General features: G+C 53.6%; 15 protein-coding genes and 1 pseudogene. 7 read left to right on the top strand and 9 right to left on the bottom strand.

The features are described 5' to 3' along the window. From H8Q75_RS09095 to H8Q75_RS09125, 7 genes and pseudogenes are all read right to left on the bottom strand, one after another. Nucleotides 1-333: pseudogene (locus tag H8Q75_RS09095) on the bottom strand (photosystem II q(b) protein); the annotation flags it as partial. 182 nt (nucleotides 334-515) lie between these two features. Beyond that, nucleotides 516-1,778 (bottom strand): chloride channel protein, encoded by a 1,263-nt coding sequence (locus H8Q75_RS09100; RefSeq protein ID WP_024124332.1) that lies wholly within the window; start codon nucleotides 1,776-1,778, stop codon nucleotides 516-518. A gap of 10 nt (nucleotides 1,779-1,788) precedes the next feature. Then, nucleotides 1,789-3,330 carry a Gldg family protein gene (locus tag H8Q75_RS09105; RefSeq protein ID WP_297041223.1) on the bottom strand — a complete coding sequence of 514 codons (1,542 nt, stop codon included), beginning with the start codon at nucleotides 3,328-3,330 and terminating at the stop codon, nucleotides 1,789-1,791. A gap of 12 nt (nucleotides 3,331-3,342) precedes the next feature. Beyond that, nucleotides 3,343-4,170: an ABC transporter permease subunit gene (locus H8Q75_RS09110; protein ID WP_024124330.1), complete on the bottom strand. Its 828-nt coding sequence runs from the start codon at nucleotides 4,168-4,170 to the stop codon at nucleotides 3,343-3,345. Then, nucleotides 4,163-5,134 (bottom strand): ABC transporter ATP-binding protein, encoded by a 972-nt coding sequence (locus H8Q75_RS09115; RefSeq protein ID WP_297041225.1) that lies wholly within the window; start codon nucleotides 5,132-5,134, stop codon nucleotides 4,163-4,165. The genes H8Q75_RS09110 and H8Q75_RS09115 overlap by 8 nt, the downstream gene beginning before the upstream one ends. A 65-nt stretch (nucleotides 5,135-5,199) precedes the next feature. Then, on the bottom strand, nucleotides 5,200-5,949 hold the full coding sequence (locus H8Q75_RS09120) for an MBL fold metallo-hydrolase (protein ID WP_024124328.1): 750 nt from the start codon (nucleotides 5,947-5,949) through the stop codon (nucleotides 5,200-5,202). Nucleotides 5,950-6,000: 51 nt separating this feature from the next. Next, entirely contained in the window at nucleotides 6,001-6,603 is a 603-nt protein-coding gene (locus tag H8Q75_RS09125; protein ID WP_024124327.1) for an aminodeoxychorismate/anthranilate synthase component II, read from the bottom strand. A gap of 72 nt (nucleotides 6,604-6,675) precedes the next feature. Between H8Q75_RS09125 and H8Q75_RS09130 the strand changes: the two genes are divergently transcribed. Further along, entirely contained in the window at nucleotides 6,676-7,425 is a 750-nt protein-coding gene (locus tag H8Q75_RS09130; RefSeq protein WP_024124326.1) for an HAD family hydrolase, read from the top strand. 23 nt (nucleotides 7,426-7,448) lie between these two features. Here the strand turns inward: H8Q75_RS09130 and H8Q75_RS09135 are convergent, their stop codons facing one another. Both H8Q75_RS09135 and H8Q75_RS09140 read right to left on the bottom strand, forming a co-directional pair. Then, nucleotides 7,449-8,129: a RibD family protein gene (locus H8Q75_RS09135; RefSeq protein ID WP_024124325.1), complete on the bottom strand. Its 681-nt coding sequence runs from the start codon at nucleotides 8,127-8,129 to the stop codon at nucleotides 7,449-7,451. Next, entirely contained in the window at nucleotides 8,126-8,482 is a 357-nt protein-coding gene (locus H8Q75_RS09140) for a DUF1830 domain-containing protein (protein ID WP_051372764.1), read from the bottom strand. Before H8Q75_RS09140 ends, H8Q75_RS09135 begins: the two co-directional genes overlap by 4 nt. Before the next feature lie 218 nt (nucleotides 8,483-8,700). On the opposite strand from H8Q75_RS09140, the gene H8Q75_RS09145 reads away from it, so the two are divergent. From H8Q75_RS09145 to H8Q75_RS09170, 6 genes are all read left to right on the top strand, one after another. Continuing rightward, nucleotides 8,701-10,263: a photosystem II high light acclimation radical SAM protein gene (locus H8Q75_RS09145; RefSeq protein WP_024124323.1), complete on the top strand. Its 1,563-nt coding sequence runs from the start codon at nucleotides 8,701-8,703 to the stop codon at nucleotides 10,261-10,263. Between the two features lie 87 nt (nucleotides 10,264-10,350). Then, complete coding sequence (locus tag H8Q75_RS09150; RefSeq protein WP_041429017.1) at nucleotides 10,351-11,364, top strand: type I glyceraldehyde-3-phosphate dehydrogenase; 1,014 nt, start codon at nucleotides 10,351-10,353, stop codon at nucleotides 11,362-11,364. Between the two features lie 36 nt (nucleotides 11,365-11,400). Then, nucleotides 11,401-12,555 (top strand): alanine--glyoxylate aminotransferase family protein, encoded by a 1,155-nt coding sequence (locus tag H8Q75_RS09155; protein WP_041429016.1) that lies wholly within the window; start codon nucleotides 11,401-11,403, stop codon nucleotides 12,553-12,555. 3 nt (nucleotides 12,556-12,558) lie between these two features. Next, nucleotides 12,559-13,023, top strand: coding sequence for an MEKHLA domain-containing protein (locus tag H8Q75_RS09160; protein ID WP_024124320.1), 465 nt, complete (start codon nucleotides 12,559-12,561; stop codon nucleotides 13,021-13,023). Nucleotides 13,024-13,070: 47 nt separating this feature from the next. Continuing rightward, entirely contained in the window at nucleotides 13,071-14,081 is a 1,011-nt protein-coding gene (locus H8Q75_RS09165; RefSeq protein ID WP_024124319.1) for a DUF389 domain-containing protein, read from the top strand. 91 nt (nucleotides 14,082-14,172) lie between these two features. Next, nucleotides 14,173-14,598: aminotransferase class IV (locus tag H8Q75_RS09170; RefSeq protein ID WP_365970988.1), on the top strand; the 426-nt coding region annotated here is incomplete at its 3' end.

Genomic DNA, 14,598 nt, shown 5'->3' on the forward strand with positions numbered 1-14,598 from the left:
AGGGCCACCGTTGTAGAGCCACTCATCGAGGGAGGCAGCTTCCCAAATGGGGTAGAAGTGCAAGCCAATGGCGTTGCTAGAGGGGACAACGGCACCGGTAATGATGTTGTTGCCATAGAGCAAAGAGCCGGCGACAGGCTCACGGATGCCATCGATGTCCACAGGGGGAGCAGCGATGAAAGCAATCACGAAGCAGATGGTAGCAGCGAGCAGAGTGGGGATCATCAACACGCCGAACCAGCCCACATAGAGGCGGTTGTTGGTGCTGGTGACCCAGCTACAAAATTGCTCCCACAGGTTCAGTTGCTCGCGACGTTGTAAAACAGTCGTCATAGTGATAAGTCCTGTTGAACAAAATGAATGAGGGTTACAAACCGCTCACAGGGCCAAACCGAATGCCTGAGAGGCTTCAGGAGCACTCGCTGGCTGTGCAACGGAATGTAACCCTATGTTAATCAATCTCTCAGAAAAATGTAAAGGGTTATGTCTGAATTTTATATTCTGTTAAGATTTTCTCAGGGATCAGGGGGGTCCCGGCGCGATCGCTGGCTGGGGATCCAAGCAATAGGCAAGGTCAATAGATAGCTGGTTAGAGTCGCGATCGTAATCAGGGGCAGCATTGTCGTATGGGAAATCACCGTCAGAATTATCGCCAGGCCCAAAGGCGTTTTGGTAACCACCACCGTGACTGCCGCCATCATGCCAGCCAAGGCCACACTCAAGGGCGTATTCGGGAGTGCTTGGTGCACAGCCATACCCACACAAGCACCTACAAAAAATAGGGGAAAGACTACCCCCCCACGGAACCCTCCCCGCAGACAAAGACTCAGAGCAAGGAGCTTAAAGAAGGCAACTCTCAGCAAAATGCCAATGCTGTAGCGGTTCACCACTTGGATGACTTGTTCAATTTGGCGCTCACCGTAGAACAGCGTGATTGGGTGAATCAGGGCAATTAAGCCAATCAGAAACCCCACTGCCACGATCAAGAGGAGAGGATATTGCCGATAGGGGGTCAGCCAGCGTTGAATCTGCCGATCTAAAAAGACAAAGAGCGTTCCCACGGCTGCGCCAATGATGCCGATCAACACTGCAAAGCCAATATCCTCAGGACGCAGGCTATCGTAGGTAGGAAAGCGGTAAATGCCGCCAATGGTTGTGCCTGTAATCACCCGAAAAAGGGTAAACCCAGCAACAGCAGAAATCAAGGCTGGCAGGATTGCCTCATAAAACTCAAGACTACGGCGATGGGGGAGTTCCAAAACGAATAGCGTTGCACCAAGGGGCGACTCAAAAAACACGCCCATGCCCGCTGCCATCCCACAGAGGGTGAGAATGCGGGTGCTATCTGGGGATAGATGCAAACGAGCTGCCAACCAAGTGCCTAAGCCACCATTGATGTCAATCATTGAACTTTCAGGGCCAGCACTACTGCCAAATAGCAAGGATAGGCCAGAAGCCAATGCCATACCGGGTAGAAAGCGATAACTGAACCGACCCTCATGGTGTAACTCTGCGATCGCCGCCGCGATCTCCCCCTTTGCCCCAAAGAATTTGACCGATAAACCCACCAGCAAGCCGCCAAAGGCCGTAACCAGCGGAATGTAAGGATAGAGATGTGCCCACGTGCCAATGCTCACTTGGTTAGGCTCAGTCCCCCACAACAGCGCAAACCCTAGCTTGAGACCCAGATAAAAAGCCGTGGCCACACAGCCGCCGAGAAGACCAATGATTAGGGCATACAGGAGCAAACGGGGATAGGGGCAGGAGGCTCTTGCCATGGCAGAAGTGTTAGCGTCGCCGCCACCAGACAAAGACGGCAGAACCAAACCCGATAAGGGGCAAGAGAAAGACGCTGATAATCTCTAACCAACGACTGGTGGTGACATTGAGTTGAAGGCGGCGATTCGTGGTTTGGCGAGGACGAATCGAGAGTGCCTTTTGGTCGCGATCGCCCAACCAGAGTACGGAATTGACAAAGAGATCACTATTAATCCCTTGATAGGCAATCACGCCATCGGTAGCAAACTCCGAATCTCCAAAGACCACTAGGCGGGCTTCCTTCGGTGGATTGTCACTCAACTGACGGGTAATAGCCACGCCAATCGGCAGCGGGCCTTTGGTATCTACGCCTTCGGTGAATTCAAGGTTGCCCGACTTCCAATCGGTTTCTGCCCAAGTTTGCGAGCCCGAAAGGGCAATTTCAACAATGTTATCGTCCTTTACAGGATTAATGCGAATGGCTTGCGCTCGGGGAAAGACGCTGGGACCTTGGGCAAAGCGCTCAGTAATGGGGTGATTGCCATAGGTAGTGACAATAATTGTGTCGGGCCCAAGTCCCACCTGCTGACCCACACCAGAGCCATCAATGACCCAGCGATTATCGAGGGTGAGTCCCCAGTTTTTCAGTAAATCATCAAGACCTGCGTTGACATCCACATCAAGCATCAGCAAAAGGCTACCGCCACGATTGAGGTACTCCTTGAGAAGATCCTGCTCAAGGCGTAAAAAAGGCTGCCGGGGTCCAGCGACAACAATCACATTGGCATCCTCGGGAATTCTCCCCATCTCCAGCAAATTCAGGGGCAGGAGTTTCACCTCCCGCTGTTCGAGGAGTTTGGCCACTTCACTGAGGCTGGCGGCCCCACCAGTGAGGGGGAGTTCATTGTGTCCTGTGGTGAAATAGGCGCGGATCGTGCGATCGCTAGTGACGCGAATCAAGGCGGGGGTGAGGTTGCTTTCGGAAAGGTCTTCATCAATGCGCTGGGTTTTCTCACCGGCAACAACAATCACTTGTCCCACTTGAGTCACGTTGTACTTTTTGGCAAGGGCAGGTTGCTCTTGGGGGTCAATGAACTGAAAGGAAAAGCGGTTATGAGCCTGACGGCGATACTGTTCCAACAGCAGGCGATCGCGACTGGCAGCATTGGCATCAAACACCAACACCTGCACCGGCTGACCCAGATTTTGCAGAACATCACGGGTTTCTGCCGCTAGGGTAAAGGCACGGTTTTCGGTGAGATCGATTTCAACACTGTAGCGATCGGCCAAAAAGTTAATGATGCCCAATAGCGCAATCACCGCAACCACAGTCAAGATAGCATTGGCATTTGTTTGGGTGGAACGCCGTCCCCAAAACCCTGTGGAGACCCGACTTTGCTGGATTAGCCATAGCAGCAGGGCAATCCCCCCTAAGGCTAAAAGACCCAAGGGCAGCCAATTCCAGCGGTTGGTGACGAGGCCAGCACTCAACCCAGCGATGATGAACAGTGGCGCCGCCCACAGGAATACCGTGGTCCATCGTTCGGGTGAGCCTAGGGCAAAGCGTTTCATGACCTGTACTCCCTAATTGCGCTGGTAACGAAAAGCATCAATGGACTGGGCTGTGAGGAAAATGCCTAGGAAAACGTAACTGCCAAAAACAAAAAGGCTACTGGTGCGGAAAATGCCTCGGCTCAGGTTGGTAAAGTGCTCTAGGGGTGAGAGGTAGGTGAGGATATCACTGAGGTTTCCGCCAGTATTTTTAGCCAAGACGTCCAGCACCCAAAGAATCAGCAACACAGCAAACCCCAAAATGGCTGCCAAGATCGTGCTATCAGTCAAGGACGAGAGAAACATCCCAAGGGAGAGAACTGCCGCCGCCAAGAGAATCAATCCGCCATTGCCCGCGAGAATGAGCCAAAGGGAGAGGGGGGGCGTACTCTGCCGCAGGGCTACAAATTGGTAGACAACCACGGGCAGCAGAAGCGTGGTATAGAAGGTGAGCACTGCTAGGAGCTTACCCGTTGCCACACACCAGTTCGTAATCGGCGAGGTGGCTAGCAGTTCAAGGGTGCCGCGTTTACGCTCTTCGGTGTAGAGTCCCATTGAGAGCATCGGCAAAATAACTTGGGAAATGGAGCCTAGGAGTCCAAGAAAGCTTTCGAAAATCAGCTTGGGCACGTCAATGGCTTGGCGCGGCGCTCCAAACTGCTGTTGGAGCAAATCCTGCTGAGCCACTTGGCTAATAATTGTCGTCATCACAGTGAGGAAAAACAGGCCGCTGAGGAGCCAGAACACCCCCGCAATCACATAGTAGAAGGGGGTACTAAAGTAACTTTGGAGTTCACGGCGATAGATGGCAAGAATGTTGGCAAGAAGGACACGCAGCCCGTGGAGGGAAACGCTAAGCATGGGCTTCTTCGGTGGCATCACTGGGTTCTGCGGTGGGTTCATCGGTCGTTAGCTTCAAGAACACCTCCTCTAGGTTGGCACGGGAGCGGCGCATTTCAAAGAGTTGCACCCCATTTTGGACAAGGAGACTGGCAAGATCGGCGCCAATTTCTGAAGGACTGCTGACCTGAAGCTGCTGTCGTCCCTGAAGAGGGCGATTTTCCCATGTAATCTGTTGCAGCTCAGGCAACTGTTGCAGGAGGGATTGAATTTGGGCGCGATCGCCTGCCAGTTCAAGGTCATAGGTGTAGTTACTGCTGAGGCGTTGCAGCAGTTCATCTAGCTTGCCTACCCCTGCCACTTCGCCCTTGTGGATAATCACGGCGCGATCGCAGGTCATGCTCACTTCCGCCAAAATATGGGTGGAAAGAATCACTGTGTGCTGTCCTGCCAAGTTTTTAATCAGGTTGCGCACCTCAATAATTTGGCGCGGATCCAGACCCACCGTGGGTTCATCCAGGATGATGGCTGGCGGATCGTGAACGATCGCTTGGGCAATGCCGACCCGCTGCCGGTAGCCCTTCGAGAGTTTGCGAATAATTGTCCGTTGCTGATCCCAGAGACCACAGCTTTTGAGGGCGTATTCTACCCGCTGGGGGCGATCGCCCGCACTGACGCCCTTGATGCGAGCCACAAAGTGCAGATAGCCCGCCACCGTCATTTCGGTATAGAGGGGGGGATTTTCTGGCAGATAGCCAATGCGCTGCCGCACTGCCATCGGATCTGTGTGGACTTCATAACCGGCAATGGTTGCAGTGCCACTGGTTGCCGGCAAATACCCCGCCAAAATCCGCATTGTGGTGGTTTTACCGGCGCCATTGGGGCCAAGGAGACCGAGAATCTCACCACTAGTGGCTGAAAAGCTGACATCCCGTAGGGCTGTGGTTGTACCGTAAACCTTGGTCAGGTGTTCGACCTGAATCATGGCGTTTCCTCAACTCGCTACTGGTTCTACGGGAAACACTGACACAAAATATAGCCTTTTTTTAATCAAATGCTGAGGACTTGAATAGTGGTCTTCTGGGGCAGATTGGCTGCCGATAGACTGAGGGCAGCACCCCCACTGCGGCGAACTGGGGTTCCCTCCATGACTTTCAAAAAGTCCTCTAGCCCCGCCAGATCACAATTATTGGGGTCAGCGGCAGCGGTTCGATAGTGGCAAGGAATAACCAAACGCGGTTGTAAAACTTCAATGGCCGCCTTGGCGTCCTCAGCCCTATAGGCTTTGGCACCGCCTCCCACTGGCACGATCATGACATCAGGTTGACCCATAAGAATGCGTTGCTCGACGGTGATGGGCATCGCAATGCCGCCCATGTGCAGGAGGTTGATGCCCCCCTGCTGCCAGCGCCAAACCACATTGATACCAAAGCGGAAGCCACCAACACGATCATGACTGGTACGAATGCCCTGAATACTTAAACCATTGACTTTATAGGAGCCTGGCTGCAAGAGCAGTTTAGGCCGACCGGGTAAGCCTTGGATGTAGCCCTCGTCCAAGAGGCGACTGCTAATCATGACAATATCAGCGGTGACGCGGGGAGGCCGCAATCCTTTGGTGCAACCAAGGGGGCGGAAGGGATTGACGAGTACCCGCTGACCACTGCCGGTAAAGAGAAAGCAGGTGTGGCCAAACCACTGGAGCGAGAGACTACCCCCTTGGGCATGGGCTGCCCAGTGTCCACCAAGGCTGGCGATCGCGCCCACTTGAGCCAAACGCAAGAACTGCCGCCGTTCCATTTTTTCTCCCCACACTCCTATTCCAGCTCAGTGTACCGAAAAGTGGCGGGCTCACAACGGTGGACTGGACAGCCGTCGCAAAAAGTTCCGTAGCAGGTCTTTGCCGCAGGTGGTGAGAATGCTCTCGGGATGGAATTGCACCCCTTCCAGCGTCGGATATTGGCGGTGGCGCACCCCCATAATTAGGCCATCCTCCGTCCAAGCGGTAATTTCCAACACCTCGGGGCAACTGTCGCGATCAATGACGAGGCTGTGGTAGCGAGTGGCACTAAAGGGTTGAGGCAAGTCTTGAAATACCCCCACACCCTTGTGGTAAATTTCCGACGTTTTGCCGTGCATCAGGGTTGGTGCGAGCGTCACCTTACCACCAAAAACCTCGCCAATGGCTTGATGTCCCAAGCAAACCCCCAAGATGGGCAGTTGTCCAGCATAGCTACGGATCAGGGCTTCGGAAATCCCCGCATCCGCAGGGCGACCAGGGCCGGGAGAAATCACGACACCCGCAGGGGCAAGGGCAGCAACCTCATCGAGGCTGATCTTGTCGTTGCGAAAGACCCGCAGATCCCCAGCAATTGGGAACTCCCGCGCTAGCTCCCCTAAGTATTGGACAAGGTTGTAGGTGAAGCTGTCGTAGTTGTCAATAACGATAATCAAGGGAGAAGGGTCCTCTCATCTTCTGTGTGTCTTGATATGTGTCTTGATCCTACTACTCAAGGGGTTGGGGGAATGGTGCAGCTATGGTGTCAGGGACACTGTTTTCGCCCTATAGCAGCGGTGATCTTTGACAAGGATGGCACACTAGCCGATGTTGCCCATTACCTGAGGGTGGTGGCGATCGCCCGTGCTGTGAAAATTGCCGAACCCTTTCCCAATCTTAAGGAGTCGTTACTTCAGGCTTTTGGGGTGATTGGTGATCACCTTGATCCAACGGGGTTGCAAGCTGTGGGGACACGGCAGGAGAACCTGATTGCCGCCGCCGCCTTTGTGGCCACACAGGGAATTCCTTGGATTGCTGCCTTAGAACGGGCCAACGCTGCCTTTGGGGAAGCAGACCGAGAATTTAGCGCCAAAGCACCGTTAACCCCACCCCTACCGGGGGTCATTGAGCTAGTGCAACGGCTCCATCGGTTAGGATGTGCCTTGGCAATTATCTCTAGCGATCGCACCTCAGAGATTGAGGCTTTTTTAGACACCTATCACCTGAAGCCCTTTTTCCAACTCTGGCAGGGGGCAGATGAGCTACCCACGAAGCCCGATCCGCAGGTATTCCTGAGGGCGTGCGATCGCCTGGGGGTGCGGCCCGAACAAACCGTCGTCATTGGGGATGCCGACAGTGATGGCCTCATGGCACAGCGGGGAGGCGCAGCGGCCAGCATTGGTGTCACCTGGGGTTGGCATAGACCACCAGCGTTGAATTATTGTGATTGCATCCTTGCCTCACCCTTGGAGATCCAGATCAGGAGTGATGAGAACTAATTAGACTCAGTGGCAACAAAGGGTCAAGGGTAACTAAGACGATAGTGGAGATAAACCTCATTGCCCACCGGCAAGACATTCAGGAGGCTTAACCTCCCTGAGCAGGGGATCTCCTCTGGATAGAGGCGAGGGGCTGCCGATCCAAGGAGGAGTGGGCAGAGGGTCAACCACAATTCATCAATGGCAGCAATTTGTAACAGGGAAGCGAAAAGCTGTCCTCCCCCCAGCACGGCCAAGGTTTGCACCCCAGAGGCTTGAAGGTGGGCAAAAGCCTGCGGCCAGTCAATCGCCTCTCCCCTAGTGCACCAACAGTGATCAAAGGCAGTGGATCCTTGCCAACGGCTGGCGCCTTTCTCGGTCGTCAGTAGGGCACGAGGAATCGGCTGGCGAAAGAAGGGAAGATTGAGGTCTAGTTCACCACTAGCAGAGCAGACAATTTGCAAGGGTTGGGGCGATCGCCCTTGATGTTCGCGCTCAGCAATCAGATGAGAAGATTGAAGGCGCATCGCTGTCCCCCCCAAACGCAGTGTTGTTGCCCCAAAGAGTACCGCATCCACCTGCGCTACCTGCTGTTCCAGGTGCTGAAAGTCATAGGCCGAGGCAATGCGCTGACCGCGGGCATCGGCCCGAGCCAGGCAGCCATCTAAACTACTGGCCAAAATTGCAGTCGTGTAGGGGCGGGAAATGGGCCGGGGCTGGCTCAAGGGATCATCACTTTTTCAGTCGCTGGTGCCGGAGTCTCATTGAGCAATTCTAGCCGTTGCTGGCTGGCAGGATCACTCGGAAAAAAATTATCTCCCCCCTCTTGCACCAATAACTCACTACAGGGGATCGTGTCGGAGAGAATGGCACTCGCCATCATGCCGCTGTGAACTTCCAGCTGTCCTGCCCGTGGCGATTCAAACACCAGTCGTTGCCCCGGGAAAACCACCCGCTCGAAATACCAGTTGGCAATATTTGTAATGCGTACCACCTGAATTTTGCTGGTGGCATTGACATAACAGCAGAGGATGCGATCGCAACTATCGCTGGGGACGGGATCAAAGATTTGCGGCATAGGGAGTAAGGATTTGTTATAGGACATGTCTTTACCCTCGTTAGCCTAACATTGCCAATTCGATGCAGTTGTAAACTCAACTACAGGATCGACAGTTGATCCCTTCCTTGAATTACCGTGATCTCCTGCTGGAAAGGCGCAAATGTGTTAAAAACTAAACAGCTATAGAGATTTATTAAGAATTTAGCCTTTCCATAGATCTTGTCTTGGGCTAACCTATGTCGCCGCGTGTCCTCTACGTCCGTCTCCCCTGTAACCCGATTTTTCCCATTGGGGTTGTCTATCTTGCAGACTATATTCATAAGCAATTACCAAGTATTGAGCAACGGATTTTTGATTTGGGGACAGTGCCGCCCCTCGATTTTCGGCCTGCCCTCGCCCAAGTCATTGATGAGTTTCGACCCACCCATCTGGTTTTTTCTTGGCGAGATATTCAAATCTATGCCCCGGTGGGGGGACGGGGGGGCAATCCCCTGCAACATGCCTTTGAGGTCTATTACGCTCGCAATCCTTTGGTGAAGCTGCGGGGAGCGATCGGGGGTCTGCGGGTGATGAGCGCCTACTATGGTGAACTTTGGCGCAACCTCAATTTAATCCGCTTGGGACTCCACCATGCCAAGCGTCACCATCCAGAAGTCACAACCATTGTCGGTGGCGGCGCAGTGAGTGTCTTCTATGAGCAGTTGGGCTCTCAACTGCCTAAAGGCACCATTGTTTCCGTTGGCGAAGGGGAAACGCTGCTGCACAAAGTCCTAACGAACCAACCCATTTCCGGGGAGCGTTGCTATGTTGCGGGTGTTGACAAGCCCCGCGATCGCCTCATTCACGAATGGCCAACCCCCATCGAAAAAACCGCCTGCAACTACGACTACATTGAGACCATTTGGCCGGAATTTGAGTATTACCTTCAGGGGGGCGACTTTTATATCGGGGTGCAAACCAAGCGGGGCTGTCCCCACAACTGCTGCTACTGCGTCTATACCGTGGTTGAAGGCAAACAGGTGCGCATTAACCCTGCTGAAGAAGTCGTCGCTGAAATGCACCAGCTCTACAATCGCGGTGTGCGCAACTTTTGGTTTACCGATGCCCAGTTTATCCCCGCTCGTAAATTTATCCCCGCCGCGATCGCCCTGCTGCGGGAAATCCTCAAAGCAGGCATGAATGATATTCACTGGGCGGCCTACATCCGTGCCGACAACCTCACCCCCGAGCTGTGTGAGCTAATGGTGCAAACGGGGATGAATTACTTTGAAATCGGCATCACCAGTGGCTCCCAAGAACTGGTGCGAAAAATGCGCATGGGCTACAACCTGCGAACAGTGCTGCAGAACTGCCGTGATTTGAAAGCCGCTGGGTTCAACGCCCTTGTCTCTGTGAATTATTCCTTCAATGTCATTGATGAACGCCCCGACACCATTGCCCAAACCATTGCCTACCACCGCGAACTGGAACGCATCTTTGGTGCAGACAACGTTGAGCCAGCCATTTTCTTCATTGGTCTGCAACCCCATACCCACCTTGAGGAATATGCCCTCGAGCGCGGCATTTTGCGTCCTGGCTACAACCCCATGAGCCTCATGCCGTGGACGGCCAAAAAACTGCTTTGGAACCCGGAACCCATGGGATCCGTCTTTGGGGAGGTGTGCCTTGCGGCTTGGCGACTCAATCCCAATGACTTTGGCCGCACCGTGATGGATTTACTGGAGGAGCGCTTTGGCCGTGCCCCTTTGGCGGCGGCCTTATCTGCTCCTCTTGAGGAACCTCCTTTGGTGCATCGTTAAAAAAAGCGAAATAAAATGACCATTCCCCCTTAGAATGTTTCCTAGATTATTTCTGGCCATGAGTTAGTAAACAGAGGAAGGGATCAGGTGGTTAGAGTCGCTATCAATGGTTTTGGGCGCATCGGTCGGAATTTCATGCGTTGCTGGTTACAGCGGAAAGCCAATAGCAAGCTAGAGATTGTAGGCATCAACGATACCTCCGATCCCCGCACCAATGCCCATTTGCTAAAGTATGACTCGATGTTAGGCATTTTCCATGATGCCGAAATCACTGCTGACGACGACTGTATCTATGCCGGCGGCCATGCGGTTAAATGCGTGTCTGATCGCAACCCTGAAAATCTGCCTTGGAGCGCTTGGGGGATTGATCTGGTCATTGAAGCCACGGGGGTCTTTACCAGCCGTGAGGGGGCAAGCAAACACCTGAGCGCCGGTGCGAAAAAAGTGCTGATCACAGCACCCGGCAAAGGCAATATCCCCACCTATGTGGTCGGGGTGAATCACCACACCTACGATCCCAGTGAGGATATCGTCAGCAATGCCAGTTGCACCACCAACTGCCTAGCCCCGATTGTCAAAGTGCTCCATGAAACCTTTGGCATCCAGCAGGGGATGATGACAACGACCCACAGTTACACCGGGGATCAACGCCTGCTCGATGCGAGTCACCGCGATCTGCGGCGAGCCCGGGCAGCAGCGATGAACATTGTGCCCACTTCTACGGGGGCTGCTAAGGCAGTCGGGCTGGTGATTCCCGAGTTGCAAGGGAAGCTGAACGGGATTGCCCTGCGGGTACCCACCCCCAATGTTTCTGTGGTGGACTTTGTTGCTCAGGTGGAAAAACCCACCATTGCTGAGCAGGTCAACCAAGTGATCAAGGAGGCCTCTGAAACCACTATGAAGGGGATTATCCACTACAGTGAACTGGAGCTTGTGTCTTCCGACTATCGGGGTCACAATGCCTCCTCAATTTTGGATGCGTCCCTAACGATGGTGCTGGGGGGTAATTTGGTAAAAGTGGTAGCTTGGTACGATAACGAGTGGGGCTATAGCCAGCGGGTTCTGGACTTGGCAGAGCACATGGCCACCCACTGGGCTTAGTTGTTTCATTACTTAGGAATTGGTTCGCAACTCACAATGCAAGATAAGTCGATGTTAATGATTCCGGGTCCAACGCCGGTGCCGGAATCGGTTCTTCTGTCTCTCAGTAAACATCCTATTGGCCATCGCAGCGGTGACTTTAGCGAGATCATGGCAGCGGTGACGGCAGGGTTGAAATGGCTGCATCAGACGACGAATGATGTGCTGATTTTGACGGCCAGCGGCACAGGGGCAATGGAAGCCGGAATCATTAACTTTCTCAGTGCGGGCGATCGCGTCCTGGTGGGCTGTAACGGCAAATTTGGCGATCGCTGGGGAGAAGTGTGCGATGCCTATGGCCTGAAGACGGAGCGCATTACTGCCCCTTGGGGACAACCCCTCAACCCCGATGACTTCAAAGCAGCCCTCGAGGCGGACACGGCTAAAACCATCAAAGCGGTAATTGTTACCCACAGCGAAACCTCAACGGGGGTGATCAACGACTTAGAAGCGATTAACCGCCATGTCAAAGCCCACGGCCAAGCCCTAATCATTGTGGATGCCGTCACCAGTCTTGGCGCTGTGAATGTCCCTATTGATGAGTGGGGACTGGATGTGGTTGGTTCTGGTTCCCAAAAGGGCTATATGATTCCACCGGGATTGGCCTTTGTCAGCGTTAGTGCCAAAGCATGGGAAGCCTACAAAACCGCAACGCTGCCCAAGTTCTATCTTGACCTTGGCAAATACCGCAAAGATGCCGCCAAAAACACAACCCCCTTTACGCCACCAGTGAATCTCTTTTTTGCCCTAAAGACGGCACTGGAGATGATGCAGGCGGAGGGTCTAGACAGTATCTTTGCTCGCCACCAGCGCTTGATGCAGGCCACCCGTGCGGCCATGAAGGCACTCAACTTGCCCCTCTATGCGCCGGATGACTGTGCCAGTCCCGCCATTACTGCCGTGGCACCCCAAGGGGTAGAGGCCGAAAAAATTCGCAACCTGATGAAAAAACGCTTTGACATTGCCCTCGCGGGGGGCCAAGATCACCTGAAGGGACAGATTTTCCGCATAGGTCACTTGGGCTTTGTTAGCGATCGCGATATTTTGGCAGCTATCAGTGCCCTCGAAGCTGTGCTGGGGGAATTGGGCTACAGCAACTTTACTCCAGGGGCCGGGGTGGCCGCCGCTAGTCGTGTATTGACCGCAGCCTAAGGGATGGAACCTTGGTTACAGCCAGCAGCACTCCGGCAGGCACGACGCATTTGTGTCAGTTTTCAGCGCTGGACGGGGCGATCGCTCCTCCCCAATCCTGCTGAGGATGACTGGAGCCTAGGGCAGCAATTGTTTGACTGGTCCCAGCCTGTTCTATCCCATGGGAGTGAGGCAGATCCAATTCTCAATTACGGCAACCAAGCTGCCCTCACCCTCTGGGAATACCTTTGGACGGAATGGGTGCAGCTTCCCTCCCGCTTTACGGCTGAACCGATGGCTCAAGCTGAACGGTCAACACTCCTAGCCCAGGCTGCTCGCCAAGGGTATACCAGTCACTACAGTGGCATTCGTATCTCCCGCACGGGGCGACGGTTTCGCATTGAAAATGCTTGCATTTGGACAGTCCTAGATGAGGCAGGCAACCCAGTGGGACAAGCTGCCACCTTTGATCACTGGCGTTTTCTGTAGGATTGATTTAACTAATTCTGCTTTCCTCTGAATTCGTCAGATCACCTATGAAAGAACTCTTTCTCCATTGGTTGCATCAGCTACAAGCCTTCCGCTACCATCGCCGCAAGCCAGAAAGCCTCGATCAGCTGACCCGCACACTTGATGTGGAGTCCCGTTTGAGTGTTCCCTATATCGTCTTGATTGTCACCTCCTGCGCGATCGCCACCCTTGGGCTACTGGCCAATAGTGCAGCGGTGATTATTGGGGCAATGATTATTGCCCCCTTGATGGCACCCATTCGCGGGCTAGCCTTTGCCTCTTTAAGTGGGAATATCAGACTCTTTCGAGAGGCAGCTTTCGCTCTAGGTACAGGCACCTTACTTGCTATTGGGATATCATGGCTGATTGGCCTATTTGTGCGTCTTGAAGTGTATGGGAGTGAAATTATGGCTCGCTCCCAGCCTACGCTCCTTGATCTTGGTATTGCCGTCGTGGCCGGTGTTGTGAGTGCTTACGCGATCGCCGAGCCTCGTATTTCCAATACCTTAGCCGGAACTGCCATTGCGGTTGCCCTAATGCCACCAGTGTGCACGATTGGCCTAGGGCTTGCCCAAGGGAATGCCCGCCTCACCCTGGGGGCTATCCTGCTGTATCTCACCAATCTGCTGGGCATTGCCCTTGCCTGTATGGTTTTCTTTGTTATCACCGGCTACATTCCCCTCCACCGCAGTCGCCGTCCACTGCTTATTGCTGGGGCCTTAACGGCTGTCTTAGTCGTACCGCTGGCAATTAGTTTTAGTCGCCTTCTGCAACAGGCACGCCTCCAGTATCAGGTACGGCAAGCGCTGGTGCGGGGTACGCTCACGTTTCAGCGACTAGATTTACTGAGTAGCGAGACCGACTGGGTCAGTGATCCACCCATTGTGCTCCTGAATGTGCGGGCCCGTGAACCTGTGACACCCAAGCAAGTCAGGCTGATGGAAGAGTTTATCCATCAGCACATGGGTCGCCCTTTTCGCTTAGTCCTACAGGTGTCTAGTGTGCAAGAAGTAACCGCAGAAGAGTCAACGCCCTAGTTTTTTGAGCGTCAAGCGAAAATGTTAAACTATTGGGACTCCACCCTAATTTCGGTGTCATCTGCTCTTTGTCAACGCTGCCTATTCACGCATGAGTGATTTTCTTCCCTATGCCTACCTCAAGGGTCAATTTGTGCCCTTTGAAGAAGCCAAAATTTCCGTGGCCACCCATGCCCTCCACTATGGAACAGCCGCTTTAGGCGGCTTGCGTGGTCTTCCCAATCCTGCCAATTCAAAGGAAATTCTCCTTTTCCGTCTTGAGGATCACTGTCGGCGCCTCAGTCGCAGTGCCCATTATCTGGGCTATGAATTGCCAACCAGTGACATTAAAGCAAGAATCATTGAGTGGGTGCAGAAAAATCAGCCCAGCGTGCCTTTCTATATTCGGCCCTTGGTTTATACCTCCGGGTTAGGAATTGCACCCCGGCTCCACGATATTGAAAAGGATTTTCTGATTTACGGCATGCCCCTTGGGGATTATCTTTCAGCCACTGGTGTTACCTGTCGTATTAGCTCC

This window comes from Thermosynechococcus sp. OHK43, assembly GCF_014466085.1.
Classification (GTDB): domain Bacteria; phylum Cyanobacteriota; class Cyanobacteriia; order Thermosynechococcales; family Thermosynechococcaceae; genus Thermosynechococcus.

Bases quoted from the DNA above. Each gene is read 5' to 3' on its own strand.
- H8Q75_RS09140 (WP_051372764.1), bottom strand. From the start codon at position 8,482: ATGCCGCAAATCTTTGATCCCGTCCCCAGCGATAGTTGCGATCGCATC.
- H8Q75_RS09115 (WP_297041225.1), bottom strand. From the start codon at position 5,134: ATGATTCAGGTCGAACACCTGACCAAGGTTTACGGTACAACCACAGCC.
- H8Q75_RS09155 (WP_041429016.1), top strand. From the start codon at position 11,401: ATGCAAGATAAGTCGATGTTAATGATTCCGGGTCCAACGCCGGTGCCG.
- H8Q75_RS09145 (WP_024124323.1), top strand. From the start codon at position 8,701: ATGTCGCCGCGTGTCCTCTACGTCCGTCTCCCCTGTAACCCGATTTTT.
- H8Q75_RS09120 (WP_024124328.1), bottom strand. From the start codon at position 5,949: ATGGAACGGCGGCAGTTCTTGCGTTTGGCTCAAGTGGGCGCGATCGCC.
- H8Q75_RS09160 (WP_024124320.1), top strand. From the start codon at position 12,559: ATGGAACCTTGGTTACAGCCAGCAGCACTCCGGCAGGCACGACGCATT.
- H8Q75_RS09110 (WP_024124330.1), bottom strand. From the start codon at position 4,170: ATGCTTAGCGTTTCCCTCCACGGGCTGCGTGTCCTTCTTGCCAACATT.
- H8Q75_RS09165 (WP_024124319.1), top strand. From the start codon at position 13,071: ATGAAAGAACTCTTTCTCCATTGGTTGCATCAGCTACAAGCCTTCCGC.
- H8Q75_RS09130 (WP_024124326.1), top strand. From the start codon at position 6,676: ATGGTGCAGCTATGGTGTCAGGGACACTGTTTTCGCCCTATAGCAGCG.
- H8Q75_RS09105 (WP_297041223.1), bottom strand. From the start codon at position 3,330: ATGAAACGCTTTGCCCTAGGCTCACCCGAACGATGGACCACGGTATTC.
- H8Q75_RS09100 (WP_024124332.1), bottom strand. From the start codon at position 1,778: ATGGCAAGAGCCTCCTGCCCCTATCCCCGTTTGCTCCTGTATGCCCTA.